We start from the raw sequence: 24,900 nt of genomic DNA, 5'->3' as shown, positions 1-24,900 counted from the left end.
AAACGCGTAACAGGTAACATGGCGCCCGGTCTGTTTTACGGTTCTTAAATAAAAAGAGTGTGTTGCTATGAAAAATATCAATCCGACACAAACCGCTGCCTGGCAAGCGCTGCAGCAGCATTTTGCAGAGATGAAAGACGTAGAGATTGCCGACCTGTTCGCGAAAGATGCCGATCGGTTCAGCAAATTTTCCGCCACCTTCGACGATCAAATGCTGGTGGACTTCTCTAAAAACCGCATCACCAGCGAAACGCTCGACAAGCTGCAGGCTCTGGCGAAAGAAACCGAGCTGCAGGATGCTATCAAATCCATGTTCTCCGGGGAAAAAATTAACCGCACTGAAGATCGCGCCGTGCTGCACGTTGCCCTGCGCAACCGCAGCAACAAGCCGATTATGGTCGATGGCAAGGATGTGATGCCGGAAGTCAATGCGGTGCTGGAGAAGATGAAGTCGTTCTCCGATCGCATCATCAGCGGTGAGTGGAAGGGCTACACCGGTAAAGCTATCACCGACGTGGTCAACATCGGTATCGGCGGTTCCGATCTGGGGCCGTTTATGGTTACCGAGGCGCTGCGTCCGTATAAAAACCATCTGAATATGCATTTCGTCTCTAACGTAGACGGCACGCATATTGCGGAAACGGTAAAAGATCTCAGCCCGGAAACCACACTGTTCCTGGTCGCGTCAAAAACCTTCACCACCCAGGAAACCATGACCAACGCCCACAGCGCGCGTGACTGGTTCCTGAAGGCGGCGGGCGACGAGCAGCACGTAGCGAAACACTTCGCCGCGCTCTCTACCAATGCCAAAGCCGTGGGCGAGTTCGGCATCGACACTGCCAATATGTTTGAGTTCTGGGACTGGGTCGGCGGCCGCTATTCGCTCTGGTCGGCGATTGGCCTCTCTATCGTGCTGTCCATCGGCTTCGATAACTTCGAGCAGCTGCTGAGCGGCGCCCACGCGATGGACAACCACTTCGCCAACACGCCTGCGGAGCAAAACCTGCCGGTGATCCTGGCGCTGATCGGCATCTGGTATAACAACTTCTTCGGTGCCGAAACCGAAGCTATCCTGCCTTACGACCAGTACATGCATCGTTTTGCCGCCTACTTCCAGCAGGGCAATATGGAGTCGAACGGCAAATATGTCGATCGCAACGGCAACCCTGTCAGCTATGAAACCGGCCCGATCATCTGGGGCGAGCCTGGCACCAACGGTCAGCACGCCTTCTATCAGCTGATCCACCAGGGCACCAAGCTGGTACCCTGCGACTTTATCGCGCCGGCCGTCAGCCACAACCAGCTGGGCGATCATCACGCCAAGCTGCTCTCTAACTTCTTCGCACAGACCGAAGCGCTGGCGTTCGGCAAATCTCGCGAAACGGTAGAGAAAGAGTTCGCTGATGCGGGCAAAGATGCCCAGTCCGTCGGGCATATCGTGCCGTTCAAAGTGTTTGAAGGGAACCGTCCGACCAACTCCATTCTGCTGCGTGAAATCAACCCGTTCAGCCTTGGCGCATTGATTGCGCTGTACGAGCACAAAATCTTTACCCAGGGCGCTATCCTGAACATCTTCACCTTCGATCAGTGGGGCGTGGAGCTGGGTAAACAGCTGGCTAACCGCATCCTGCCTGAGCTTTCCGGCGGCGAGCAGGTGGCAAGCCATGACAGCTCCACCAACGGCCTGATCAACCGCTACAAAAACTGGCGCGGCTGAAACAGCTGACACGCGTCCGGCTCTCTGCTGGCGCAGCGCAAAGTCTGAAGGTCGGCCATCGCGCCGGCCTTTTTTAGCTGCATAATGCGTTTATCAGATCCATCTTTATCTACTGGTGGTCCTGTTTGACAGCGACGCGGTTTCCCGCTGGCCCTGACGAATGCGGCGCTGTAACAGAGTTTAAGGTTAATTCCTCTTCCAATAATTGCTGAATGACCTGCTGCCTGACTAAGGAAATTCTTAAATTTCAGGCCGCTAAGTCAATTTATGGCAGGAATAGTCCGAAACGCATTCTCGTTCGATCCGCTTAAAACGCTGAGTAAATACATTTAAACCACTGATAAACTGCACTTTTAACAGAAAAAGCGCGCTGCCGCATTTTCTGCCCATAAAACGCCCGTTTTAATCACAATCGGTAGTGAATGGCGCTAACTTGTCGCGTTATGGCAGCGATAAATAGCGATATAACGAGTTTATTGACCAATTGTTGCCTTATCCCTCCAAAAATGTTTCTGTTTCACACAGCGAAGCGGCAGCAGCCAGCGCGTTTAACCGTCCTGAATTCTGGTAATTTATTGCCTTATAATGAGCCGGTCTGAAATCTTTCAGGCGAGTTATCCATTCATTCTATGAAGGATTTTGTATGAAAAAAGTCTTATGTGCTGCTGCAGCCGTAGCGTACTTAGCGACTGCTTCCGCCGCGTTTGCCGCGCCTGAAGAGGCCGGTGCCGCAGCGGGCGCCTCGGCGGGAACCCTTTCCGCCGGGACGACCACGGCAGTGGGTGTGGGCGCGCTTGGCGCGCTGGTTGGCGTGGCGCTGGCAGCAAGCAGCGGCGGTAACGGTTCCAACACCGGAACCACGACTACTACCACCACCAGCACCACTCGTTAAGTGCAGTAAATTAATCATAACCACACGCTTGTGTGGTTATTTTTTGATATTTTCAGACTTCATTCAGGAACTTACACCAGTGCGCTACCTACCACTGCTGCTTTTATGCCTGCTTGCCCAGGGCTGCACACAAACACAAAAAAGCCTGGGGGAGACGGTAAAACTCGCTCTGCTCGGGCCGGACGACGTCGAGGTAACGGCAGAGCAGGTCGAAGGCCTGCCCTATGCCAGCATGTATCTGCGCGTTAACAACGGCCAGCGTATTTTTGTGGTGCTGGGCTTTGACGAAAACGGCCAGCAAAAATGGATCACGCGCGATCGCACCATGATCGTCACGCAGCATGGCCGCGTGGTGAAAACGTTAGGCCTGGCGGACAACCTGCATGAGGTGAGCAACCTTGCTCAGGATCCGCTGGCCGATCCGCTGCATCTGACCGATGGCGCAGGCTGGACACGCCAGCTGACCTGGTCGGCAGCGGGCCGCTTCCACGCCGCGACGGCGGTATCGCGCTTTACGCGTTTGCAGGATGAGGTACTTGACCTGACAGGGCACCGCGTCGCCTGCCGCGTCTGGCAGGAAGAGGTCACGGCCGACGGTAAAACCTGGCGCAATATTTTCTGGATCGACACGACTACCGGCCAGGTTCGCCAGTCGCGGCAGACGCTGGGCGGCGACGACGTCTCCGTTGAAACCACCATCCTGAAGCCTGCAAAATCATGAAAAATATTACTTATCTCCTCGCAGGCCTCGCCGCCTGCGTGTCACTGAACGTGTGCGCCGACAGCGAAGTCACCGTCTTCTCGCCGGATCGCAGCGAAACTGCGCTGGTCAGCCATGCGCAAAACCTGGCGCAGCTGACGGCAAGCCCCGCGCTGGCAGGTACCTGGTGGCCAGGCACGGTTATCAGCGAAAAGCTGGCGACGGCAGCGGCGGTACAGCAACAGCAGCAGCTGCTGGCGCGTCTGAAAAGCTGGAGCGCGGAATTACGCGCCGACGACGACGGCGAAAAAGCCGCGGTTGTCGATAACCTTTACCAGCAGATTGCCGCCATTAAGGTCACGGGTCGTCAGATTGTGAACCTCGATCCGGACTGGGTGCGCCTGCGCCCTGAAGAGAACCGTCGGCTGGAGGGTGAATACAGCGTCTATACGCTGCAAAAACCCGGCAGCCTGACGATCGCCGGTCTGGCGAATAACAGCGGCAAAACAACCTGGGTGGCGGGCCGCAGCGTGGTTGACTATCTGGCTGACCACGAGCGTCTGGACGGCGGCGAGCGCAATTTCGTCACGCTGATCGCGCCTACCGGCAAAACCGAGCAGGTGCCGGTCGCCTACTGGAATCGCCGCGATGTTGAACCCGACGCGGGCAGCATCATTTACGTTGGCTTTTCTGCCTGGTCGCTGCCTGACGGCCCGGATCTTAACCAGCAAATTATTTCTGTTTTGACGCACCGGATCCCTGACTGATGAAAAAAACTTACCTTCTCAGCCTGCTGGCGATGTCCGTGGCCTGCGCTTGCCAGGCTCAGGCTGCGGATCCTGTCGGGCCATCGCAGTCCGACTTTGGCGGCGTGGGCCTGCTGCAGGTGCCGACGGCGCGTATGGCGAAAGATGGCGAATTCAGCCTGAACTACCGCTATAACGATCAGTACCGCTTCTATTCCTCCTCGGTGCAGCTTTTCCCGTGGCTGGAAGCCACCATCCGCTATACCGACGTGAAAACCCGTCGCTACAGCGCCGTGGAAAGCTTCAGCGGCAGCCAGTCCTATAAAGACAAGGCGTTCGATCTTAAAGCGCGACTGTGGCAGGAAGGCTACTGGTTGCCGGAAGTCTCCGTCGGCGCGCGCGACCTGGGCGGTACAGGACTGTTCGACAGCGAATATATGGTTGCCAGCAAAGCCTGGGGGCCGTTTGACTTCACCGTCGGGCTGGGCTTCGGCTATCTCGGCAACAGCGGCACGGTCAAAAACCCGTTCTGCGAGGCGGACAGCAGCTACTGCTACCGCTCCAACACCAACGGCACCGCCGGTTCGGTCAGCGACAAAGATCTGTTTAAAGGCCCGGCGGCTATTTTCGGCGGCATTGAATACCAGACGCCATGGCAGCCGCTGCGTCTGAAGGTGGAATACGAAGGCAACGACTATCAGGATGATTTTGCCGGTCGCCTGGAGCAGAAAAGTAAAGTCAACGTTGGGGCTATTTATCGCATCACCGACTGGGCCGACGTTAACGTCAGCTACGAGCGTGGCAACACGCTGATGGCGGGCTTTACGCTGCGCACCAACTTCAACGATCTGCATACCGCCTCGGTGGATGCGCCTAAGCCAGCTTATAATCCACAGCCGCAGGGCGAATTCCTCGAGCCGACGGTGGTGGCGAACCAGCTGACCGACCTGAAATATAATGCGGGCCTGGTGGGGCCAAGAATTCAGGTGAAGGGCGACACGCTTTATGTTTCCGGTCAGCAGGTAAAATATCGCAATACCCAGGAAGGGATCGATCGCGCCAATGTGATCATGATGAATGCGCTGCCGCAGAACATCGAAAAACTGAACGTGACCGAAACGCGCAACAATATGCCGCAGGTCACTACGGAAACCAGCACCGACAGCCTGCGTCAGCAGCTGGAAGGCTATCCGCTCGGCAAAGAAAAAATGCTGGATCAGAAGCGGGTTAACCCGTCCGATCCTGGCCATACCGAGCAGGGCTATTACATCGACGCGGATCGCTTTAACGCCAGCCTGTCACCGGTGCTGAACCAGTCCGTCGGCGGGCCGGAAAGCTTCTATCTGTACCAGGTCGGCGTGATGGCCAGCGCCAACTACTGGCTGACCGATCATTTGCTGGTGGACGGCAGCGTCTTCGGCAACCTGGCGAACAATTACGATAAGTTCACCTATAACGGCGCGCCGGCCGATTCCTCGCTGCCGCGCGTCCGTACCCATATCCGCGACTATGTTGACAACAACGTCTACGTAAATAACCTGCAAGCCAACTATATGCACTCCCTGGGCAACGGCTTTTACGGGCAGGTTTACGGCGGCTATCTGGAAACGATGTATGGCGGCGTGGGCGGCGAACTCCTTTATCGTCCGCTTGATTCCGACTGGGCGTTCGGCGTTGACGCTAACTACGTCAAGCAGCGCGACTGGGACAACATGATGCAGTTCACCGACTACAATGCGAAAGTCGGTAATCTGACCGCCTACTGGCGTCCCTCCTTCTTTAACCATCAGGTGCTGGTGAAGGCGAGCGTGGGTCAGTATCTGGCCGAGGACAAAGGGGCGACGCTGGACGTTTCCCGTCAGTTCGACAGTGGCGTGATCGTCGGCGCTTACGCCACCAAAACCAACGTTTCGGCGGAGGAGTATGGCGAAGGCGACTTCACCAAAGGCTTCTACATTTCTATTCCGATGGATCTGTTTACCGCTTCGCCGACGCGTGGACGCGCGCAGGTCAACTGGACGCCGCTGACGCGCGACGGCGGTCAGATGCTGGGCCGCAAGTATCAGCTTTACGATATGACCACCGATCGGGACAAAGACTTCCGCTAGGGTGCACAGCAAGGGGCGAATTTTCGCCCCTTTTTTTATGCCTGTTGCGGGCGGCTGGCCTGCGGAAAACTTGTGAAGCAGCTCACACTAAAGCATATTGTGGCGGTCAGGATGATCTGACGGGAAATCGTATTTGCAGAGGATGATAATGATTAACGCCACGCGTATTGCCTGGTTTTTACAGATGGTGCTGAACGTAGGCCTGATTTCACTGGCCGGTATTCTGGCCGTTTTTTTAGGAAAAGAGACGTTTCATCTGGCCAACGTGCTGCTGAATACCGGCGAGCAGACCTCTTCGTATCTGCTGATCGAAGGGATTGTGATCTACTTTCTGTACTTTGAATTTATTGCGCTGATTGTGAAGTACTTCCAGTCCGGCTACCACTTCCCGCTGCGCTACTTTGTGTATATCGGCATCACGGCTATTATCCGCCTGATCATCGTCGATCATAAGAATCCGCTCGACACGCTGGCCTATTCTGTCGCGATCCTGATCCTGGTGGTGACGCTGTGGCTGGCGAACAGCAACCGCCTGAAACGCGAATAGGCAGGAAGACGCTTTGTGGGCTGACGAAGCGGCAGCTTTTCGCCCAAGGGCAGAAACAAAAAAACCGCCTTTAACGGCGGTTTTTTTGCGCTGGCCAGGTAAGCGGCCTTGCCAGCAGGTTGATTGCTGATTTAACGCAAGCACTCCCAAGTGCTCATAGAATGTCCTTTTGAAGAATGTCTGTCAAGTGTACAAACTGCTTGTTTAGCGTACAATGCGGGCGGGCCTTTTCGCCGTCTTAAGCAAGCGGGCACCGGATTGGGAAAAGGATTTCCAACGGCCGTAAACGCAAGTACTCCCAAGTGCTTGCATTCGCAGTTACATCTCCGGTGGTGGCATTGCGAAGCGGCCTTTAGCAGGGCCGCACAATGAAACGGTATCTTTGTATCGTGCTCGTTGTTTCTGGTGCGCTGTGGTCATCCGGAGAAGGGAAGTGGGAGCTGTCCCATAATTCCATCACGGTGATCGTTAACGCAGCAGGCAAGTAAGCCAGGAGGCCGTCCTACCGGGGCGGCTTTCCGCTTCGCTATCCTGTTAAAATTCTGTTTAACGCCTTTTGCCTTGTGCTACGCTAGCCCCATTTTACTGTCCGGAGAAGCGCAATGACCAACCGCGCGCTGACGCAGCTGCACGCTATCGAATGGCTTCCACTCTCTTCGCCCCAGCTGACGCCGTCGCTGCTTGACTGGCTGATGGAAGAAGATTCCATGACCCGCCGCTTTGAACGCCACTGCGAAAAAGCTACCGTTGAGATCCTGCGCGAGGGCTTTATCGGGGCGGAAGAGGCCGGCGCGGATGCGCTGCTGCTGCCTGAAGAGCCGCGCTACTGGCTGCGGGAAATCCTGCTGTGCGGCGATGGCGAAGCCTGGCTGGCGGCCCGCACCATCCTGCCGGAATCCACGCTACAAGGGCCGGAGCAGAAGCTGCAACAGCTTGGCAGCCAGCCGCTGGGGCGCTATCTTTTCGCCTCGTCGACGCTCAGCCGCGATTTTATCGAACCGGGACGCAGCCACGACCTGTGGGGTCGCCGCTCGCTGCTGCGCCTTTCCGGCAAGCCGCTGCTGCTGACCGAACTGTTTTTACCGCCTGCGCCGCTTTATCACGCCGTTCAGGCCGAAAGGAAGAAGTAGATGGAAAAATCTTTACCTGTCAGTAAGCTTCAGGCCTACAGTCGCCTGATGCGGATTGATAAGCCAATCGGCTCGCTGCTGCTGCTGTGGCCGACTTTCTGGGCGCTATGGCTGGCCGGGCTGCGCGTGCCGCCGCTCAACGTGCTGGTGGTGTTTACGCTGGGCGTCTTTTTTATGCGCGCGGCGGGCTGCGTGGTTAACGACTTTGCCGATCGCAAGATAGACGGACACGTCAAACGCACGCGATCGCGGCCGCTACCGAGCGGCGCAGTCACCTCGACGGAGGCGAAATTTTTGTTTGGCGGTCTGGTGCTGGTGTCGTTTTGCCTGGTGCTGACCATGAATCTGATGACCATCCTGCTCTCTTTTGGCGGCCTGGCGCTGGCGTGGATCTATCCGTTTATGAAGCGCTACACCCATCTGCCGCAGGTGGTGCTGGGCGCGGCGTTTGGCTGGGCCATTCCGATGGGCTGGGCGGCGGTCAGCGAAACGGTGCCGCTGGCCTGTTGGCTGCTGTTTTTCGCCAATATTTGTTGGACGGTCGCTTACGACACGCAGTATGCGATGGTGGACAGGGATGACGATTTAAAAATCGGCGTCAAATCCACCGCCATCCTGTTTGGCCGTTTTGATAAGCTGATTATCGGCCTGTTGCAGCTGGCCACGCTGGGGCTGATGGCCGCCATCGGCTGGCTGACGCAGCTGGGGGCGCCTTTTTACTGCTCGCTGCTGGCGGCGGCGGCGCTGTTTATTTATCAGCAAAAGCTGATTAGCGCTCGCGAACGTGATGCCTGCTTTCGTGGCTTTCTGAATAACAACTATGTGGGGCTGATCCTGTTTGTCGGCATCGCTTTGAGCTGTGCGCCGTTTTCTGGCTGATCGACAGCCAATAAAAAAGGCCGGTGTGATGCTCACGCCGGCCTTTTTTTTATCTCTTACCTACTCGTACGTCAGCGCGCTTTCAATGGTCATCCGCACTTCCTGACTGATCAGATCGGCCAGCAGCTGATAGACCTTATGCGTTCTTTCATAGTGCGCATCGCCGGTATCGCTGATATAGCCTTCATCACGCAGCGTCAGCACCAGCGTCGAGAACACCGCCTTATCGAAGAATTCCGGCGCGTTGATGCCGTGCAGCACCGACAGGCGCTGCGCCATGGTGCGGCTCTCTTTCTCCAGCGTACCGCGGTTGATCGACGGATTGGCGCTGAGGATAGAAAAGGTGATGGCGTAGCGCTGTAGCGTCTCCCGCACACCGGCCGCCAGCAGCTGTAGCGTATGGAAACGGGCAGGGCTGAGGCGTAGCGTTTGCGTCTGCTCGTCGGCGGTCAACAAACCCTGACGCGCCATTTCGCTGACCAGCGGATCCAGCACGCCCGGCAGCTCGTCTTTTTCCCAGTGCAGGAACAGCTCGCTTTTCAGCATAGGATAGATCACGCTGACCTGGCGCAGCAGCTCGGCGCGCGTCAGCTCCTGATGCTGCATCAAAATTACCGCAATCACCGACGGCATCACCAGCATGTGGTGAACGTTGTTGCGGTAATAGGTCATCAGCACCGCCTGCTCGCGCGGCAGCACGATGATCTCGCCGATATTATCCTGCTCGATCTCGAACTTGTTCATGCTGAGCGCATGATCCAGGAGCGCTTCCGGCGTCATGTCCGGCACGGTGGCGTCCGGCGAATAAGGCACGTTGCGCAGCAGCTGAATATAGCAGTCCAGCTGTTCCACCAGCTGCTCACGGGTTAGCGAACGCTGACGGGAAGCCAGCAGCGCGGTAACGCACAGGTTCATGGCGTTGGCCGCGCCCGCGTTATTGATCCGCACCATGACGCGCTGGGCGATATCGTTGACCGCTGGCGTCAGCCAGGCCGGACGCTGGGATTCGATCGGGTCGATAGCGTCGCGCCATTCCGGCACGTGCTTGTTCAGGTAAGCCACCAGCGGCAGCGGTTCACCGAAGTTGACGTAGCCCTGGCCCAGATTGCGCAGCTTGCGCAGCCCGCGCACCATCTGCATAAAGCCTTCTTTTTCTTTGGTCGCGCCGCGCAGCTCTTTGGCATAGGTGCCAACTTCCATGACGTGCTCGTAGCCGATGTAAATCGGCACCAGCGTAATCGGGCGGTTGCCGCCGCGCAGCATCGCCTGAATGGTCATCGACAGCGTGCCGGTTTTCGGATCGAGCAGGCGTCCGGTACGGGAACGGCCGCCTTCCACAAAGTACTCCACGGAATAGCCACGGGTGAACAGCTCGCCCAGGTATTCGCGGAAAACGGTGGAGTAGAGCTTGTTGCCCTTAAACGTGCGGCGAATAAAGAACGCGCCCAGGCGACGGAAAATCGGGCCGGCCGGCCAGAAGTTCAGGTTGATGCCCGCAGCGATATGCGGCGGCACCAGGCCCTGGTGATAAAGCACGTAGGAGAGCAGCAGGTAATCCATATGGCTGCGGTGGCACGGCACGTAAACGATTTCATGGCCGTCCTGCGCCAGCTGACGCACGCGCTCGCCGCCGTTGACGTTGATGCCCTGATAGAGCTTGCTCCACGTCCAGCCCATGATCCTGTCGGTCAGACGGATTGCCTCGTAGGAGAAATCCGCGGCAACTTCTTCCATCAGCTCAATGGCGTTCTGCTGCGCCTTCTCATGGGAGATTTTCTTACTGCGCGCTTCGTCCTCTACGGCCTTGGCGATAGCCTTGGACTGTAAGAGCTTGTTGAACAGATCCTGACGCACAGGCAGACGCGGGCCGACTGCGGCAAGGCGCTGACGGGCAAAGTGCATTCTGGCCACGCGCGCCAGCTTCTGGGCGATGGTTTTATCGGTGCCGTGCTCGGTTGCCATACGGCGCAGCGACACCATCGGCGAGAAACGCACAAAGCTGTCGCGGCCCAGCCACAGGACGGCGATAAATTTCTGAATGCCGTTCAGCACGCGCAGATGCGGCTGGCTTTCGCCCTGAACTTCACGCCCCGGCGCCCGACCAAACATAATCGAGACGGGCACCATCTGCACGTCCAGCAGCGGGTTGCTGCGATGGAGATCCAGATAGTCGTGAAACGTCTTTACGGATTCCGGATTGGCCGCGTAATAAGGAAATACGCGCGGGCCATCATGAATAAAGACGTAGCGGGGCAGCAGCGTGCCGTCGATCTCCAGCGGGTCTAAAGGATCGGGCAGATCCTCTTTGCGACACTGCTCACGCAGCGCCAGCAAATCGGCCTTTGAATCGTATGGCAGCACATACATAATAGGACGCGACGTATCCAGCCCCAGCTCAACGACCGGCTCGGCAGGGATCGCTTTACTTTTTACCAGCATTTTTACCGGTAAATTCAATAATTTGTAATATAAGTTACGCCAACCTGACATAGACAACATAAAGCCTCTTGTTAGCAAAGCGCCGCAAGCATACCAGAATCCTTGCATGAGATCTGTGGTGTTGCAAAATGTGCGCTACCCTGACATTGACGCTAAACAGAACAAAGGGTTCCCTGATTATGGCAAATAACGCCTCGGGTTTAACGCGGATCATTAAAGCTGCGGGGTATTCCTGGAAAGGATTACGGGCGGCCTGGCAACACGAGGCGGCTTTCCGCCAGGAAGTGGTTGCGGCGGTAGTGGCGATTATTATCGCCTGCTGGCTGGACGTGACGCCTTTGGCCAGAGTCATGCTGATTGGCTCCGTCGCGCTGGTGGTGATTGTGGAAATCCTCAACAGCGCGATAGAAGCCGTGGTCGACAGGCTGGGCAATGAGTTCCACGAGCTTTCCGGGCGCGCCAAAGATATGGGCTCAGCTGCCGTGCTGTTAGCTATTCTGTTAGCGGTTTTTGTCTGGCTGACGATTCTGCTTTCTCACCAGCCGCCGGGCTAAATAGCTATCACCATGGTTTTTTATCCGGCTTGAGGTTTTCATTGACGAAATACCTGTATATACTCACAGTCGACTGTATAAACAACCAGGGGGCGGGATGAAAGCACTAACGGCAAGGCAGCAGCAGGTCTATGACCTGATTCGCCAGCATATTAACCAGACCGGCATGCCGCCGACGCGGGCAGAAATTGCCGCTCAGCTCGGCTTCCGCTCCCCGAATGCGGCTGAAGAACACCTGAAGGCGCTGGCGCGTAAAGGCGTTATCGAGATCGTTTCCGGCGCATCACGCGGTATCCGCCTGATGATGGAAGAAGTCGATGGCCTGCCGCTGATTGGCCGCGTGGCGGCAGGCGAACCGCTGCTGGCGGAACAGCATATCGAAGGCCATTACCAGGTCGATCCCGATCTGTTTAAGCCGGGCGCGGATTTCCTGCTGCGCGTTAGCGGCATGTCGATGAAGGATATCGGCATTATGGATGGCGACCTGCTGGCGGTTCATAAAACCCAGGACGTGCGCAATGGCCAGGTCGTGGTAGCGCGTATTGATGATGAAGTCACCGTCAAGCGCCTGAAAAAGCAGGGCAACATTGTGCAGCTGCTGCCGGAAAACAGCGAGTTCCAGCCGATTGTGGTGGATCTGCGTGAGCATACCTTCTCTATCGAAGGACTTGCCGTCGGCGTGATCCGCAACGGTAGCTGGCTGTAATAGCCAGACGCCGTGCCGCCTCTGCGTCGTTGCGATGACGCAGAGGCTTGCTTCTACCGGCGGGCGTATCGCCTACGGCTTTTATTTCGCACCTCTCATATTGTCTGAATCCTTCTGCTGTATGCCCCTGCCATATTGTCTGACCGCACCTACGGTTGTTGTCTGCCCCTGCCATATTGTCTGACCGTGCCTGAATGTCTCCTGTGGAGCGCAAGCCATCGTAGTTCTGTCCGACATATATCGATGCCCGCTCCTGTTCGTATTTAGCGTTTATTGTCTTTTCGTATCCCACGATGATATTTACTGCCTGTTGGTATTCCGCATTGGCGTTTATTGTGTGTTGGCATTCCGTATGGGCAGTTACTCTCTGTTTGCATCCGTCTTTTCCCGAACCCCGCCGATCGAACCGGAAAAATCGCCTCAGCGCTTCTGTTCTCCCGCTTCTTAAGTATCCGAGCCCGCGCGATTTTTGCTGCCCGGCCCGTGCCGCTTCGCTTTTTTTTAGAAAAATACGCCGCCTCGCCGTGCAAACCTGCCATCTTCTACTACAATTATCTGTACGTTAAGCATTTGGGCAGCGTTTTATGTTGCTGTCAGTGGTTTTGCTGTAACGATAAGCTGTTATCACCTAAGGTTAAGGAGAAACAAGATGAATAAAGACGAAGCCGGCGGTAACTGGAAACAGTTAAAAGGTAAATTTAAAGAAAAATGGGGCAAGCTGACCGATGACGACATGACCGTCGTAGAAGGTAAACGCGATCAGCTGGTCGGTAAAATTCAGGAACGTTATGGCTACACCAAAGACCAGGCTGAGAAAGAGCTGGGCGACTGGGAAACCAGCAACAACCATCGTTTCTGATAAGATAGCCTCCGGAAAGGCTGACTGGCACTGCCAGGGCCGACTCTCCGGATAGCCTTCTAAAGCAAGGGCAGCGCTTCTGGCGCTGCCCTTGTTGTTTTGTCTGGCGCGATCCCGCCGCTTAAATTATTCTGATGGTTGACCGTTTCAACGACCGCGCTTTTTTGTCCCAAGCGTATGATCGTGCTGGCACGCATCCTGATGCTGGCAGGCTTCCACCTCAACGCAGCTTTGGCACAATCCGTGCGCTTCAATCACGCTGTTGGTCAGCGCAAAGCCCGCTGCCCGCGACAGGGACTTCAGAATATCCTGCACGCCTTCCGCATGTTGCTCCGCTACGCCGCCGCAGCGGTCGCAGATCAGCATCGCCGAGGTATGCGCAGGCTCTTCGAAATGATGGCAGACGACATAGCTGTTGGTGGACTCCACGCGATGCACGAATCCCTGCTCCAGCAGAAAGTCCAATGCCCGATAGATAGTGGGCGGTTTGGCCTGCGGTTCGCTGGCGCGCAGCAGGTCCAGCAGGTCGTACGCGCTGATCGCGCCGTGGTGCTGGCTCATCAGCCGCAGCACCTCCAGACGCTGAGGCGTCAGCCTGACGTTGCGCTGCTGACAGATAGCTTCCGCCTGCGACAGAATATTTTCAGGACTGTTAATGTTCATAGATCTCCCCAGGCTGGCTTAGCACGTTATATTATCACAGCGCCGATAAAAACGCCGCGCTTCCGGCTTCCCGCCTGAGCGTCTCCCTTCATCGCTATGCCCGCAAAAAATTTCAGTCAAATCCGAAGAGCGGAAGCTCACCTTTGTCATCAACTGCGTTGTACCATTCATTACTAAAGAAGACCGTCAATAACGGTTGCACTCTGAAATGTTTTGGCTACATTTACTTAAATATTTGTAAACCTTTCCACAGCAGACGTTGAAAACACGGCTTATTTTCAAGCCAGCTAGCAGATTAAAAGCCGTGCAATGAGCAGAAAAGCCCCGGTAATTTGACTTAGTTCAGGCTAATGACTTAGCGCCGTTCGGCCCATTATACGGACAATCACACTTGTCGCGCTTCAGGCGCTGTCTCCTTTGTTGAAGGGTTAGAAGTAAATGGTCAAAAAATTTAAGCTGAACAGATTCACCCGACCGGTTGTATTTCCCGTGCTGTTTCTGGCTCCGCTAAGCGCTCTGGCCGCTGGCAACTACTACGACGCTCGCAACGATGCGATGGGTGGCACGGGCGTAGCCTCTTCAACCTATGGCACGGCGGTGCTGGCTAACCCGGCGCTGATGACGAAAGCCCAGCCGGAAGACGATGTCAGTATTATTCTTCCGGCCGCTGGCGCGCAGCTGACGGATAAGCACAAGCTCATCGATAAAGTGGATGACCTGAGCGACAGCGTTGATCGCTATCAGGACATTGCCGAGCAGGCTCCCATCAGCCCGATCACGAATTATCCACGCGTGCGGGCGGCGGCCGGCGATCTGGCGAGCCAGCTGCGCGGCATCAAGGGCAACAAAGCCTGGGCTACGGCAGGCGCGGCCGTGGCGGTGACCGTGCCGAACGAAGTGCTGCCTTTTGCCTTTGTGGCGAAAGCTTACGGTACGGCGCACGTGACGGCGAACGTCAGCCAGGGCGATATCGACTATTTGCAGCGCATTGCCGACGGCACCGATTTTCCACGGCCGGGCGCGCAGGACTCGCTGACCTCGTCAGCGCTGGGACGCGGCGCCATAGTTTATGATTACGGCGTTGCCGTGGCGCATGAGTTCAATATTGCCGGTCATCCGGTTTCGTTTGGCATCACGCCGAAGATCCAGAAGACTTATCTCTATAACTATAGCGCCTCCGTTTATAACTACGACAAGTCGGATTTCACCAAAGGGCGCTATAAAAATTCCAATACCGGTTTCAACATGGATGCCGGTGCGGCGACCGATCTGAACGATAACTGGACGCTGGGCGTCAGCGCGCAGAACCTGATTGCCCGCAATATCGATACCCGCGAAGTGAACGGCTACAAGGATACTTACCAGATCCGCCCGGTAGTGACGCCTGGCGTCTCTTATCATACCGAGCGGCTGACGGCGGCGCTGGATGTGGACGCCACGCCGACCAAACGGTTTAAAACGGTGGAAGACAGCCAGTATGCAGGCGTGGGCGCGGAGTATCGCGTACTGGACTGGCTGCAGCTGCGTGCAGGTTATCGTGCGGATATGAAGTCTAACGATACCAACGTGGTCACCGCCGGTTTTGGCGTGTCGCCGTTTAACAAGGTACATCTGGACCTGGCCGGAATGCGGGGCAATGACAATACCTGGGGCGCGGTAGCCCAGCTTAACTTCACGTTCTGATTTCTCTCAGGGGCGCATCACCGTGCGCCCTTACAGCCCGTTTAGCGATTGCGGGCAGTCATGCTATCATTGCGCACATTATCGTCATTTGTTAATCAGAGTCTTTGCGCTTTATGACCCAAAATTTACCTGCCCACCGTTTTTCTGTTGCGCCAATGCTGGACTGGACCGACCGCCACTGCCGCTACTTTCACCGTCAGCTGAGCCGTCAGGCGCTGCTTTACACTGAGATGGTCACCACCGGCGCCATTATTCATGGCAAAGGTGACTATCTGGCCTGGAACCAGCAGGAGCAGCCGGTTGCCCTGCAGCTTGGCGGCAGCGATCCGCTTGCGCTGGCGCAATGTGCCGAACTGGCGCAGGCTCGCGGCTATAACGAGATCAACCTGAACGTCGGTTGTCCTTCCGACCGCGTGCAGAACGGACGCTTCGGCGCCTGCCTGATGGGAGAAGCCGCGCTGGTGGCGGACGCGGTGAAGGCCATGCGCGATCGCGTGTCGATTCCGGTCACGGTAAAAACCCGTATCGGCATTGATGAGCAGGACAGCTATGAGTTTCTCTGCGATTTTATTCGTCAGGTATCGGAACAGGGCGGCTGCGACATGTTTATTATCCATGCGCGTAAAGCCTGGCTTTCCGGCCTCAGCCCGAAAGAGAACCGCGAGATCCCGCCGCTGGACTACGAGCGCGTTTATCAGCTGAAACGTGATTTTCCGCATTTGACGCTGTCGATTAACGGCGGCATCAAGTCGCTGGCGGAAGCCAAAGCGCATTTGCAGCATGTGGATGGCGTGATGGTAGGCCGCGAAGCCTATCAAAATCCGGGGATGCTGGCAGAGGTTGACCGGGAGCTGTTTGGCTGCGATCGTCCTGCGGTCAATCCGGTGGCGGTGGTGCGCTCAATGTACCCTTATATTGAAAGCGAACTGGCGCAGGGAACTTACCTGGGCCATATCACTCGCCATATGCTGGGGCTGTTTCAGGGGATCCCTGGCGCACGCCAGTGGCGTCGTTATCTGAGTGAAAATGCCCACAAGCCGGGTGCGAACGTAGAGACGCTGGAAGCCGCGCTGGCGCTGGTGGCCGACAAGGTGCCGACAGCGGTATAAGCCGTCGGGCCAAAGGTGCTATCAGTAAGCGGCGGCCGGCAGAAATCCTCGAATGACCGCCTGTAAAGCACGGCCTGCTGCTGGCTCGCTATTACCTGGTCAATATCGCGCCAGGTAATAGCGATATTGACCAGGCCCTCCGTGCGGTTCTTTTATCCTTTCCCATTAAATTCAAAGCTTCAGATGAAATGCATTTCTGGCACGGATCTTGTAATAGTGCTACAGCATCTTTAACAGGAGGAACGCTGATGGAAATCTTTTTCGTGCTTGGCTTTTTTGTCATGCTGCTGCTGACGGGCGTTTCGCTGCTGGGGATTATCCTGGCGCTGTTTGTCGCCAGCGTAGTGATGATGTTCGCCGGTTTGCTGATGGTGGTCATTAAAATGCTGCCTTGGCTGGCGCTGGCGGTCGCTGCGGTATGGATTTATCGCGCATACCGTAAACCGCCGTCAAAAACAGCACGCTGGATATCTCGCTAATTTCAGAGCGTTGACGCCAGGTTTGCAAAAGGTAATGCGGAGTCGATCACAACCTGGCAGATCGCACAGACAAATTTGCAATTAAACATATTTTTTACTTATGAATTCTGTCAGGATGATTTTACTGAATTGCCGAAATTCATCGCCGCTGACCCTACAACCAGCGCGAACTATAAAAAAGAAAAAGGGGCTTCCTACGGGAAGCCCCACTTATTTCTGACAGGCCTGGCGCGTTTGCCGTCAGGGGATCAGCAGGCAGGAGCCTTGAGTGGCACGGCTTTGCAATGTTTTATGCGCCTGCTGCGCGTCCGTTAACGCAAACTTCTGCTGTTCCGGCACCTCTACCTTAATCGCACCGCTGGCTATCAGCGAAAACAGCTCGTTGCTGGCCTGCGTCAGCGCATCGGCGTTGGTAATATAGCCGTTAAGAGAAGGGCGGGTCACGTACAGCGATCCTTTCTGGGTGAGCGTCGATAAATTCACCCCGGTCACCGGCCCGGAGGCGTTGCCGAAGCTGACCATCAGGCCGCGCCGCTGCAGGCAGTCCAGCGAGGCTTCCCAGGTATCCTTGCCTACCGAGTCGTACACCACGCGCACTTTCTTGCCGTTGGTCAGTTCCAGCACGCGCTTTGCCACATCTTCTTCGCGATAGTTAATGGTTTCCCAGGCGCCGGCCTCTTTGGCTCTTGCCGCTTTTTCCGCCGAGCCGACGGTGCCGATCAGATGCGCGCCCAGCGCTTTCGCCCACTGGCAGGCGATCAGCCCTACGCCGCCCGCCGCCGCCTGAAACAGAAAGGTTTCGTCCGGCTGTACCACGTAGGTCTGCCGCAGCAGGTAATGCACGGTCAGCCCTTTCAGAAACGAGGCCGCCGCCTGCTCAAAAGAGATGGCGTCCGGCAGCAGCGCCAGCTTGTCAGCCGCAACGGCATGATATTCGCTGTAGGCACCCAGCGCCGACTGCGCATAAACCACGCGATCGCCAACCTTAACCGTAGTCACGCCTTCGCCCACGCTCTTTACCACGCCAGCCGCTTCCGTTCCCAGGCCAGAAGGCAGCGAAGCCGGATAAAGCCCGCTGCGCACGTAGGTATCAATGTAGTTAATGCCTATCGCTTTGTTCTCAACCACAACCTCGTCAGCGGCCGGTTCCGGGATGGCCGCATCGATAATCTGCATCACTTCCGGGCCGCCGTGCTGACTGATTTGTATGCGTTTTGGCATGGTCACTCCTGTTGATTGCGCGTGATTGATGGAGGACGAAAGGCCGTCAAACGGGTATACTGGCGCGTCCCCACACAAGGTATTACATCACTATGGCAGGAAATAAACCCACCAACAAATCCAATGAAAACCGTGAGCCGCGCGACCGGCAAATGGAAGGGCTGAAGCTGCCGCCCCATTCGCTGGAAGCGGAGCAGTCCGTGTTGGGCGGCCTGATGCTGGATAACGAGCGCTGGGATAACGTCTCTGAGCGCGTGGTGGCGCAGGACTTCTTTAGTCGTCCGCATCGCATGATCTTCAGCGAAATGCAGCGGCTGCTGGAAATGGGCAAGCCAATCGATCTGATCACGCTTTCCGAGTCGCTGGAAACCAAAGGTGAACTCAGCATGGTCGGCGGCTTCGCTTACCTGGCTGAATTATCGAAAAATACGCCAAGTGCGGCGAACATAGGCGCCTATGCCGACATCGTACGCGAACGAGCGGTGGTACGCGAAATGATCGCGGTGGCAAACGAGATCGCCGATGCCGGTTACGATCCGCAAGGCCGCACCAGCGAAGATCTGCTCGATCTGGCGGAATCCCGCGTTTTCCAGATCGCCGAAAATCGCGCCAACAAGGATGAAGGGCCGAAAAGCGTCGATCAGATCCTGGAAGCGACGATCTCCAGGATCGAATCGCTTTACCAAACGCCGCATGATGGCGTAACCGGCGTTGACACCGGCTATCAGGATCTTAATAAGAAGACCGCAGGTCTCCAGCGCTCGGATTTGATTATCGTGGCGGCGCGTCCGTCGATGGGTAAAACCACGTTTGCCATGAACCTCTGCGAAAACGCGGCGATGTTGCAGGATAAACCGGTATTGATCTTCAGCCTGGAAATGCCCGGCGAACAGCTGATGATGCGTATGCTGGCCTCGCTTTCCCGCGTTGACCAGACCCGTATTCGTACCGGCCAGCTGGATGACGAAGACTGGGCGCGTATTTCCAGCACGATGGGCATCCTGCTGGAGAAGAAGAACATGTTTATCGATGACTCTTCCGGCCTGACGCCAACGGAAGTGCGCTCGCGCGCGCGACGTATTTTCCGTGAGCACGGCGGGTTAAGCCTGATTATGATCGACTACCTGCAGCTGATGCGCGTCCCGGCGCTGTCCGATAACCGTACGCTGGAGATTGCCGAGATTTCCCGCTCGCTGAAGGCGCTGGCAAAAGAGCTGCAGGTGCCGGTCGTGGCGCTGTCGCAGCTTAACCGTTCTCTTGAACAGCGTGCCGATAAGCGTCCCGTTAACTCCGATCTGCGTGAGTCCGGCTCCATCGAGCAGGATGCCGACCTGATCATGTTTATCTATCGTGACGAGGTTTACCACGAAAACAGCGATCTGAAAGGCATTGCGGAAATCATTCTGGGCAAGCAGCGTAACGGCCCTATCGGCACGGTGCGCCTGACCTTTAACGGCCAGTGGTCGCGCTTTGATAACTACGCCGGCCCGCAGTACGACGACGAATAAGCTCTTCTTTCTTTGCCTCTTCCAATAGCGGCCGTTATTGGAAGAGGGTTTTCATTGCCTTCAGGCATATTAATACGCTAACCCTTTATTCTCTCCTGCTGTTCTTCTCGTAATTTTTTTGAATATTAATCTCTGACAAGAAAGTCATTACCAATAAGCGTGTGTTTACCCGGCAGCAGTTTTTCCCTTAGGAAAATAGTATTGGACAACGAGGCGGGAACTGCGCTTACCTGTCCGGCAGGAAAAATAATTAGCCGCCGGATAAATGATGACCCAGATCGATGATTATGACTTCAAAATACTGACGCTGCTGGAAAGCAATGGCCGCCTGACTAACCAGGAGCTGAGCGATCTGGTCGGGCTTTCCGCTTCGCAGTGCTCCCGCCGCCGCATCAACCTTGAGCAGGCGGGGCTGATCCTCGGCTATCACGCACGGCTTTCAGCTAATGCGGTAGGGCTGGGCCTGATCGGCCTGATTGAAGTCCGCCTGATTAACCACACTGCTGAATACGTGGACAGCTTTACCCGCATGGTGGCTGAAGAAACGGCTATCGTCGATGCCTGGAAAACCACCGGCGACGCCGACTATCTGCTAAAGGTCGCCGTCGCCGATTTGCCCGCGTTGAGCGCGCTGATTAGCCAGCTGGTGGCGGGACATCGAAGCGTGTCGCATGTTAAGACCTCTGTCGTGCTCACCCGTCTGAAAGAAAACGGCATGATGACGCCTGGCTGACCAATAGCCCTTTTTTGGTGCAGATGTGGATCAATTTAGTGCATGGTCAGGGTATGCCATGCGAGATATAAGCGTGTTTCCTCTTATTCATGCATATATTGATGCTTTTACCCCGTAAATGCGCACAAGGTTAATTCTTTCCAGTCAATCACTTGTCTCGCCATCACCCGAATGGCAAAAGAGTGGTGCGATTCTTGCTGAGTCAGCGTTTATTTCTCAGAGAATCAACCTTATGGATAACGTCATTCAGCCTGTTAAAGTCCCCCATACCTTTATCGAAGATGCGCTGGCGCTGCTGTTTGGAACGCTGATGGTCTCGTTTGGCGTAATGCTGTTAAAAAGCGCGGGTGCCCTGACCGGCAGCACCGCAGGTATCGCTTTTCTGCTTAGCTATCTGACGCACGCTTCTTTCGGCTTGGCTTTTTTCCTGATCAACCTGCCTTTTTACTGGCTGGCGGTTAAGCGCATGGGCTGGGCGTTTACCCTTAAAACCTTCAGCGCCGTCGGCCTGGTGTCGCTGTTTACCCATCTGCATACGCTTTTTATCCATTTTTCCGCGCTGGATCCCTTTTACGCCACGCTGTTCGGTAACGTCATTATGGGGATTGGGTTTATAGTACTGTTCCGCCATAAGGCCAGCCTGGGCGGCGTGAATATTCTGGCGTTATGGCTACAGGATCGTTACGGTATCCGTGCCGGAAAATTACAGATGGCGGTCGATACCTGCGTGGTACTGGCCTCGCTGTTTGTGGTGCCGTTGCCGATGCTGGCGGCCTCGGTTGCGGGCGCGGCGATCCTTAACCTGATTATCGCCATGAACCACCGCCCTGGCCGTTACGCTGTCTGAACCAGGCGCGGCGCCCTTCGTCGCGCAAGGCCGCGAGCGCCACAGCGTCCGACCAACTAATTAATGGAGATTTGCACCGTGTTTCAAAACGTTGATGCCTATGCTGGCGATCCGATCCTTTCCCTGATGGAAACCTACAAGCAGGATACGCGCCCCCACAAGGTTAACCTGAGCATCGGGCTGTATTACGACGGCCAGGGCGTTATTCCTCAGCTGAAGGCGGTGGCCGCAGCGGAAGCGCGTCTGAACGCGCAGGCGCACGATGCTTCTCTCTATCTGCCGATGGAAGGGCTGCCGTCCTACCGCAGCGCGGTTGCGCCGCTGCTGTTTGGCCAAGAGCATCCAATGCTGCAGGCCGGGCGTATTGCCACCATCCAGACCGTTGGCGGCTCCGGCGCGCTGAAGGTCGGTGCGGATTTCCTCAAGGCGTATTTTCCCGGCTCCCAGGTCTGGGTCAGTAACCCAACCTGGGAAAACCATATTGCGATCTTTTCCGGCGCGGGTTTCCAGGTAAACACCTATCCGTGGTACGACGATGCGACCAACGGCGTGAAGTTCGAAGAGCTGATCGCCACGCTGAAGACGCTGCCGCCGCAGAGCATCGTGCTGCTGCATCCCTGCTGCCATAATCCAACCGGCGCCGATCTGACTAACCAGCAGTGGGACAGCGTGACGGCGGTACTGAAAGAGCGCGATCTGATCCCCTTCCTGGATATTGCCTATCAGGGCTTTGGCGAAGGCATGGAAGAAGACGCCTATGCGATCCGCGCGATTGCCGCCGCAGGTCTACCGGCGCTGGTCAGCAACTCTTTCTCAAAAATCTTCTCGCTGTACGGCGAGCGCGTCGGCGGTCTTTCCGTGGTCTGTGAAGATGCGGAAGAAGCTTCCCGCGTGCTGGGCCAGTTGAAGGCCACCGTGCGCCGCAACTACTCCAGCCCGCCAAACTTTGGCGCTCAGGTGGTGGCCTGCGTGCTGAACGACGCGGCGCTGAAAGCGCAGTGGCTGGCGGAAGTCGAGGCGATGCGCGTGCGCATTTCCACCATGCGTCAGGCGCTGGTGGACGTGCTGACTACGGCGGTGCCGGGAAAAAACTTCGATTACCTGCTGAAGCAGCGCGGCATGTTTAGCTACACCGGTCTGAGCGCGGCACAGGTCGATCGCCTGCGTGACGAGTTCGGCATCTATTTGATTGCCAGCGGCCGTATGTGCGTGGCGGGCCTGAACAACGAGAACGTGCATCAGGTTGCCGAAGCCTTCGCCGCGGTCATGTAAGCCGCTGTGGCCGGACGCCCGTCCGGCCTTTTTCACTCTTTTTTCCCTCCGCAGGTTTACCTTTTCCCATCATGCTGCACACTTAACGGAACGTATTCAGTTAAGGAGCATAACGATGTGGTATCAGCAGACAATCACCCTGGATCCCAAATCCCGCGGCTTTCATCTGGTAACGGACGAGATCGTCCAGGAGCTGCGGCGGCTTGGCGATGTGCAGGTCGGCCTGCTGCATCTGCTGCTTCAGCATACTTCCGCCTCGCTGACGCTGAATGAAAATTGCGATCCCACGGTGAGAAGCGACATGGAAAACCATTTTTTGCGGCAGGTACCGGAAAAGGCGAACTATGAGCATGATTACGAAGGCGCGGACGATATGCCTGCGCATATAAAATCTTCGTCGCTGGGCGTGTCGCTGACGCTGCCGGTGAGCCGTGGCAAGCTGCTGCTGGGCACCTGGCAAGGCATCTGGCTGGGCGAGCATCGCAATCACGGCGGCAGCCGCCGCATTATCGCCACGTTACAGGGGGAATGACATGAACGTATCGGATTTACTTTCTTACTGCATGGATAAGCCGGGCGCGGAGCAGGTCGTGCATAACGACTGGAAAGCGACCCAGATAAAAGTGGATGACGTGCTGTTTGCGATGGTACATGAAGTGGACGACCGTCCTGCGGTAACTCTGAAGTCGACGCCCGCGCTGGCGGATTTACTGCGGGAAAAGCACAGCGATGTGGTGCCCGCCGCGCATCTGAATAAAACGCACTGGAGCACCGTGCTGCTGGATGGCTCGCTGAAGGATTCGCAGATTTACTATCTGATCGACGCCTCGCTTCAGCAGGCGCTGGCTACGCGAACGGCGTAGTGAAAGAAGACGCGGCTCAGGCACCCTGATACCCATCGGGCTTCAGGATGCCTGAAGAACGTTTATCCGCGCAGCGTGGCGATATCAATCACAAAACGGTACTTCACGTCGCTTTTCAGCATACGTTCGTAGGCTTCGTTGATTTCGTCCATTTTGATCATCTCGATATCCGAGGTGATGTTGTGCTTGCCGCAGAAATCCAGCATTTCCTGCGTTTCTTTGATGCCGCCAATCAGCGAACCGGCGATGCTGCGGCGTTTGAAAATCAGGTTAAACACCTGCGGTGATGGATGATCGTGTTCCGGCGCGCCAACCAGCGTCATGTTGCCGTCGCGACGCAGCAGCGTGATAAACGGGTTCAAATCGTGCGGAGCCGCCACGGTATTCAGGATAAAATCAAAGCTGTTGGCGTGCTGTGCCATCTGCTCAGGATCTTTAGAAATCACCACTTCATCCGCGCCCAGGCGTTTGCCATCTTCTACCTTAGAAGGCGAGGTGGTGAACAGCACGACGTGCGCGCCCATCGCGTGTGCGATTTTCACGCCCATATGGCCCAGACCGCCCAGGCCGACGATACCGACTTTTTTGCCCGGGCCTGCGCCCCAGTGGCTCAGCGGCGAATAGGTGGTGATGCCGGCGCACAGCAGCGGCGCGGCGCCTGCGGGATCCAGATTCTCCGGCACGCGCAGCACGAAGTCTTCATTGACGACGATCTGCGTTGAGTAGCCGCCGTAGGTGATGTCGCCGGTTTCGCGATCTTCACCGTTATAGGTGCCGGTAAAGCCGTTTTCGCAATACTGCTCCAGGTCTTCTTTACAGCTGTCGCAGGTGCGGCAGGAATCAACCAGACAGCCGACGCCGACTAAATCGCCGATTTTATACTTGTGCGTATGGCCGCCGACGGCGGTCACGCGACCTACGATTTCATGTCCCGGTACGACGGGAAAAATGGTGTTTTTCCACTCGTTGCGGGCCTGGTGTAAATCGGAATGGCAGACGCCGCAGTAAAGAATTTCAATCTGTACGTCGTGCTCACGCAGTTCGCGCGGCTGGAATTCAAAAGGCGCAAGCTTCGCATCGGCGCTTTTAGCGGCATAAGCATGGGTAATATTCATGGACTCTCCTGATAATGGAATGGCGTGTGCCTCACGGCTCATTAAGGATAGTGGCCCGTTCCGCGCAGGGGTATGCCGGAACCTGTTTAAATCTTGCCTGATCCTGCAAGTTTTAGGGGAAAATGACAAA

24 protein-coding genes are annotated in these 24,900 nt (G+C 56.2%); 20 read left to right on the top strand and 4 right to left on the bottom strand.

The window, feature by feature from the left end; genetic code table 11:
- Positions 1-67 precede the first annotated feature (67 nt).
- The 8 genes from pgi to ubiA all read left to right on the top strand — a co-directional run bounded on the left by pgi (position 68) and on the right by ubiA (position 8,719).
- Entirely contained in the window at positions 68-1,717 is a 1,650-nt protein-coding gene (pgi, locus tag ACMGEE_RS18165; RefSeq protein ID WP_301252087.1) for a glucose-6-phosphate isomerase, read from the top strand.
- Between the two features lie 643 nt (positions 1,718-2,360).
- Positions 2,361-2,609, top strand: coding sequence for an exopolysaccharide production protein YjbE (gene yjbE, locus ACMGEE_RS18160; protein ID WP_125290158.1), 249 nt, complete (start codon positions 2,361-2,363; stop codon positions 2,607-2,609).
- 79 nt (positions 2,610-2,688) lie between these two features.
- Positions 2,689-3,330, top strand: a complete 642-nt coding sequence (locus ACMGEE_RS18155) for a YjbF family lipoprotein (protein ID WP_253456227.1) — start codon at positions 2,689-2,691, stop codon at positions 3,328-3,330.
- Positions 3,327-4,076, top strand: a complete 750-nt coding sequence (locus ACMGEE_RS18150; protein WP_253456224.1) for a capsule biosynthesis GfcC D2 domain-containing protein — start codon at positions 3,327-3,329, stop codon at positions 4,074-4,076. Before ACMGEE_RS18155 ends, ACMGEE_RS18150 begins: the two co-directional genes overlap by 4 nt.
- Positions 4,076-6,163, top strand: a complete 2,088-nt coding sequence (locus tag ACMGEE_RS18145; protein WP_253456221.1) for a YjbH domain-containing protein — start codon at positions 4,076-4,078, stop codon at positions 6,161-6,163. The genes ACMGEE_RS18150 and ACMGEE_RS18145 overlap by 1 nt, the downstream gene beginning before the upstream one ends.
- Positions 6,164-6,311: 148 nt before the next feature.
- Entirely contained in the window at positions 6,312-6,710 is a 399-nt protein-coding gene (psiE, locus tag ACMGEE_RS18140) for a phosphate-starvation-inducible protein PsiE (RefSeq protein WP_253456218.1), read from the top strand.
- Between the two features lie 602 nt (positions 6,711-7,312).
- Complete coding sequence (gene ubiC / locus ACMGEE_RS18135) at positions 7,313-7,840, top strand: chorismate lyase (RefSeq protein WP_436830434.1); 528 nt, start codon at positions 7,313-7,315, stop codon at positions 7,838-7,840.
- The gene (gene ubiA / locus ACMGEE_RS18130; protein WP_253456211.1) at positions 7,841-8,719 is read left to right on the top strand and encodes a 4-hydroxybenzoate octaprenyltransferase; all 879 of its coding nucleotides are present in this window, start codon (positions 7,841-7,843) and stop codon (positions 8,717-8,719) included.
- 60 nt (positions 8,720-8,779) lie between these two features.
- Here the strand turns inward: ubiA and plsB are convergent, their stop codons facing one another.
- Positions 8,780-11,209 (bottom strand): glycerol-3-phosphate 1-O-acyltransferase PlsB, encoded by a 2,430-nt coding sequence (gene plsB / locus ACMGEE_RS18125; protein ID WP_253461154.1) that lies wholly within the window; start codon positions 11,207-11,209, stop codon positions 8,780-8,782.
- A 128-nt stretch (positions 11,210-11,337) separates the two neighbouring features.
- Here plsB and ACMGEE_RS18120 point away from each other — a divergent pair, with 128 nt between their 5' ends.
- The 3 genes from ACMGEE_RS18120 (at position 11,338) to ACMGEE_RS18110 (ending at position 13,277) form a co-directional block, all read left to right on the top strand.
- A complete protein-coding gene (locus ACMGEE_RS18120; protein ID WP_301252092.1) occupies positions 11,338-11,712 on the top strand; it encodes a diacylglycerol kinase in 375 nt (124 codons plus the stop codon).
- Positions 11,713-11,809: 97 nt separating this feature from the next.
- Positions 11,810-12,418: a transcriptional repressor LexA gene (lexA, locus tag ACMGEE_RS18115; protein WP_253456205.1), complete on the top strand. Its 609-nt coding sequence runs from the start codon at positions 11,810-11,812 to the stop codon at positions 12,416-12,418.
- A 649-nt stretch (positions 12,419-13,067) separates the two neighbouring features.
- On the top strand, positions 13,068-13,277 hold the full coding sequence (locus ACMGEE_RS18110; protein ID WP_125290167.1) for a CsbD family protein: 210 nt from the start codon (positions 13,068-13,070) through the stop codon (positions 13,275-13,277).
- A gap of 147 nt (positions 13,278-13,424) precedes the next feature.
- On the opposite strand, the gene zur is transcribed toward ACMGEE_RS18110, so the two are convergent.
- Positions 13,425-13,940: a zinc uptake transcriptional repressor Zur gene (zur, locus tag ACMGEE_RS18105; RefSeq protein ID WP_253456203.1), complete on the bottom strand. Its 516-nt coding sequence runs from the start codon at positions 13,938-13,940 to the stop codon at positions 13,425-13,427.
- Positions 13,941-14,378: 438 nt separating this feature from the next.
- On the opposite strand from zur, the gene ACMGEE_RS18100 reads away from it, so the two are divergent.
- The 3 genes from ACMGEE_RS18100 (at position 14,379) to pspG (ending at position 17,211) form a co-directional block, all read left to right on the top strand.
- Positions 14,379-15,623, top strand: coding sequence for a conjugal transfer protein TraF (locus tag ACMGEE_RS18100; protein WP_436830433.1), 1,245 nt, complete (start codon positions 14,379-14,381; stop codon positions 15,621-15,623).
- A gap of 113 nt (positions 15,624-15,736) precedes the next feature.
- Positions 15,737-16,732: a tRNA dihydrouridine(20/20a) synthase DusA gene (gene dusA / locus ACMGEE_RS18095; RefSeq protein WP_436830432.1), complete on the top strand. Its 996-nt coding sequence runs from the start codon at positions 15,737-15,739 to the stop codon at positions 16,730-16,732.
- Between the two features lie 248 nt (positions 16,733-16,980).
- On the top strand, positions 16,981-17,211 hold the full coding sequence (pspG, locus tag ACMGEE_RS18090; RefSeq protein WP_253456194.1) for an envelope stress response protein PspG: 231 nt from the start codon (positions 16,981-16,983) through the stop codon (positions 17,209-17,211).
- Positions 17,212-17,451: 240 nt separating this feature from the next.
- On the opposite strand, the gene ACMGEE_RS18085 is transcribed toward pspG, so the two are convergent.
- Positions 17,452-18,432 (bottom strand): quinone oxidoreductase, encoded by a 981-nt coding sequence (locus ACMGEE_RS18085; protein ID WP_369895063.1) that lies wholly within the window; start codon positions 18,430-18,432, stop codon positions 17,452-17,454.
- Between the two features lie 92 nt (positions 18,433-18,524).
- Between ACMGEE_RS18085 and dnaB the strand changes: the two genes are divergently transcribed.
- The 6 genes from dnaB (at position 18,525) to ACMGEE_RS18055 (ending at position 23,655) form a co-directional block, all read left to right on the top strand.
- Positions 18,525-19,940, top strand: a complete 1,416-nt coding sequence (gene dnaB, locus ACMGEE_RS18080) for a replicative DNA helicase (protein WP_125290172.1) — start codon at positions 18,525-18,527, stop codon at positions 19,938-19,940.
- Positions 19,941-20,208: 268 nt separating this feature from the next.
- Positions 20,209-20,673 (top strand): Lrp/AsnC family transcriptional regulator, encoded by a 465-nt coding sequence (locus tag ACMGEE_RS18075; protein WP_253456188.1) that lies wholly within the window; start codon positions 20,209-20,211, stop codon positions 20,671-20,673.
- Between the two features lie 232 nt (positions 20,674-20,905).
- On the top strand, positions 20,906-21,520 hold the full coding sequence (locus tag ACMGEE_RS18070) for a YitT family protein (RefSeq protein ID WP_436830431.1): 615 nt from the start codon (positions 20,906-20,908) through the stop codon (positions 21,518-21,520).
- Between the two features lie 78 nt (positions 21,521-21,598).
- A complete protein-coding gene (locus ACMGEE_RS18065) occupies positions 21,599-22,792 on the top strand; it encodes an amino acid aminotransferase (RefSeq protein WP_370734825.1) in 1,194 nt (397 codons plus the stop codon).
- Positions 22,793-22,907: 115 nt separating this feature from the next.
- Positions 22,908-23,324: a secondary thiamine-phosphate synthase enzyme YjbQ gene (locus tag ACMGEE_RS18060; protein WP_301252096.1), complete on the top strand. Its 417-nt coding sequence runs from the start codon at positions 22,908-22,910 to the stop codon at positions 23,322-23,324.
- Position 23,325: 1 nt separating this feature from the next.
- Entirely contained in the window at positions 23,326-23,655 is a 330-nt protein-coding gene (locus ACMGEE_RS18055) for an MmcQ/YjbR family DNA-binding protein (protein WP_125290176.1), read from the top strand.
- Positions 23,656-23,717: 62 nt separating this feature from the next.
- Here the strand turns inward: ACMGEE_RS18055 and ACMGEE_RS18050 are convergent, their stop codons facing one another.
- Positions 23,718-24,770 (bottom strand): NAD(P)-dependent alcohol dehydrogenase, encoded by a 1,053-nt coding sequence (locus ACMGEE_RS18050; protein WP_125290177.1) that lies wholly within the window; start codon positions 24,768-24,770, stop codon positions 23,718-23,720.
- Positions 24,771-24,900: the final 130 nt, after the last annotated feature.

It is taken from the genome of Erwinia artemisiae, assembly GCF_051400835.1.
In the GTDB taxonomy this organism is placed as follows: Bacteria; Pseudomonadota; Gammaproteobacteria; order Enterobacterales; family Enterobacteriaceae; genus Erwinia; species Erwinia aeris.
The sequence above is the reverse complement of the archived record's forward strand: the minus strand, read 5'-3'. Positions and strand labels throughout refer to the sequence as shown.

Bases quoted from the DNA above. Each gene is read 5' to 3' on its own strand.
- ACMGEE_RS18060 (WP_301252096.1), top strand. From the start codon at position 22,908: ATGTGGTATCAGCAGACAATCACCCTGGATCCCAAATCCCGCGGCTTT.
- ubiC (WP_436830434.1), top strand. From the start codon at position 7,313: ATGACCAACCGCGCGCTGACGCAGCTGCACGCTATCGAATGGCTTCCA.
- ACMGEE_RS18055 (WP_125290176.1), top strand. From the start codon at position 23,326: ATGAACGTATCGGATTTACTTTCTTACTGCATGGATAAGCCGGGCGCG.
- dusA (WP_436830432.1), top strand. From the start codon at position 15,737: ATGACCCAAAATTTACCTGCCCACCGTTTTTCTGTTGCGCCAATGCTG.
- ACMGEE_RS18145 (WP_253456221.1), top strand. From the start codon at position 4,076: ATGAAAAAAACTTACCTTCTCAGCCTGCTGGCGATGTCCGTGGCCTGC.
- psiE (WP_253456218.1), top strand. From the start codon at position 6,312: ATGATTAACGCCACGCGTATTGCCTGGTTTTTACAGATGGTGCTGAAC.
- ACMGEE_RS18110 (WP_125290167.1), top strand. From the start codon at position 13,068: ATGAATAAAGACGAAGCCGGCGGTAACTGGAAACAGTTAAAAGGTAAA.
- yjbE (WP_125290158.1), top strand. From the start codon at position 2,361: ATGAAAAAAGTCTTATGTGCTGCTGCAGCCGTAGCGTACTTAGCGACT.
- ACMGEE_RS18120 (WP_301252092.1), top strand. From the start codon at position 11,338: ATGGCAAATAACGCCTCGGGTTTAACGCGGATCATTAAAGCTGCGGGG.
- plsB (WP_253461154.1), bottom strand. From the start codon at position 11,209: ATGTCAGGTTGGCGTAACTTATATTACAAATTATTGAATTTACCGGTA.
- ACMGEE_RS18085 (WP_369895063.1), bottom strand. From the start codon at position 18,432: ATGCCAAAACGCATACAAATCAGTCAGCACGGCGGCCCGGAAGTGATG.
- ACMGEE_RS18050 (WP_125290177.1), bottom strand. From the start codon at position 24,770: ATGAATATTACCCATGCTTATGCCGCTAAAAGCGCCGATGCGAAGCTT.
- lexA (WP_253456205.1), top strand. From the start codon at position 11,810: ATGAAAGCACTAACGGCAAGGCAGCAGCAGGTCTATGACCTGATTCGC.
- ACMGEE_RS18075 (WP_253456188.1), top strand. From the start codon at position 20,209: ATGACCCAGATCGATGATTATGACTTCAAAATACTGACGCTGCTGGAA.
- ACMGEE_RS18100 (WP_436830433.1), top strand. From the start codon at position 14,379: ATGGTCAAAAAATTTAAGCTGAACAGATTCACCCGACCGGTTGTATTT.
- dnaB (WP_125290172.1), top strand. From the start codon at position 18,525: ATGGCAGGAAATAAACCCACCAACAAATCCAATGAAAACCGTGAGCCG.
- ubiA (WP_253456211.1), top strand. From the start codon at position 7,841: ATGGAAAAATCTTTACCTGTCAGTAAGCTTCAGGCCTACAGTCGCCTG.
- pgi (WP_301252087.1), top strand. From the start codon at position 68: ATGAAAAATATCAATCCGACACAAACCGCTGCCTGGCAAGCGCTGCAG.
- ACMGEE_RS18150 (WP_253456224.1), top strand. From the start codon at position 3,327: ATGAAAAATATTACTTATCTCCTCGCAGGCCTCGCCGCCTGCGTGTCA.
- pspG (WP_253456194.1), top strand. From the start codon at position 16,981: ATGGAAATCTTTTTCGTGCTTGGCTTTTTTGTCATGCTGCTGCTGACG.
- zur (WP_253456203.1), bottom strand. From the start codon at position 13,940: ATGAACATTAACAGTCCTGAAAATATTCTGTCGCAGGCGGAAGCTATC.
- ACMGEE_RS18070 (WP_436830431.1), top strand. From the start codon at position 20,906: ATGGATAACGTCATTCAGCCTGTTAAAGTCCCCCATACCTTTATCGAA.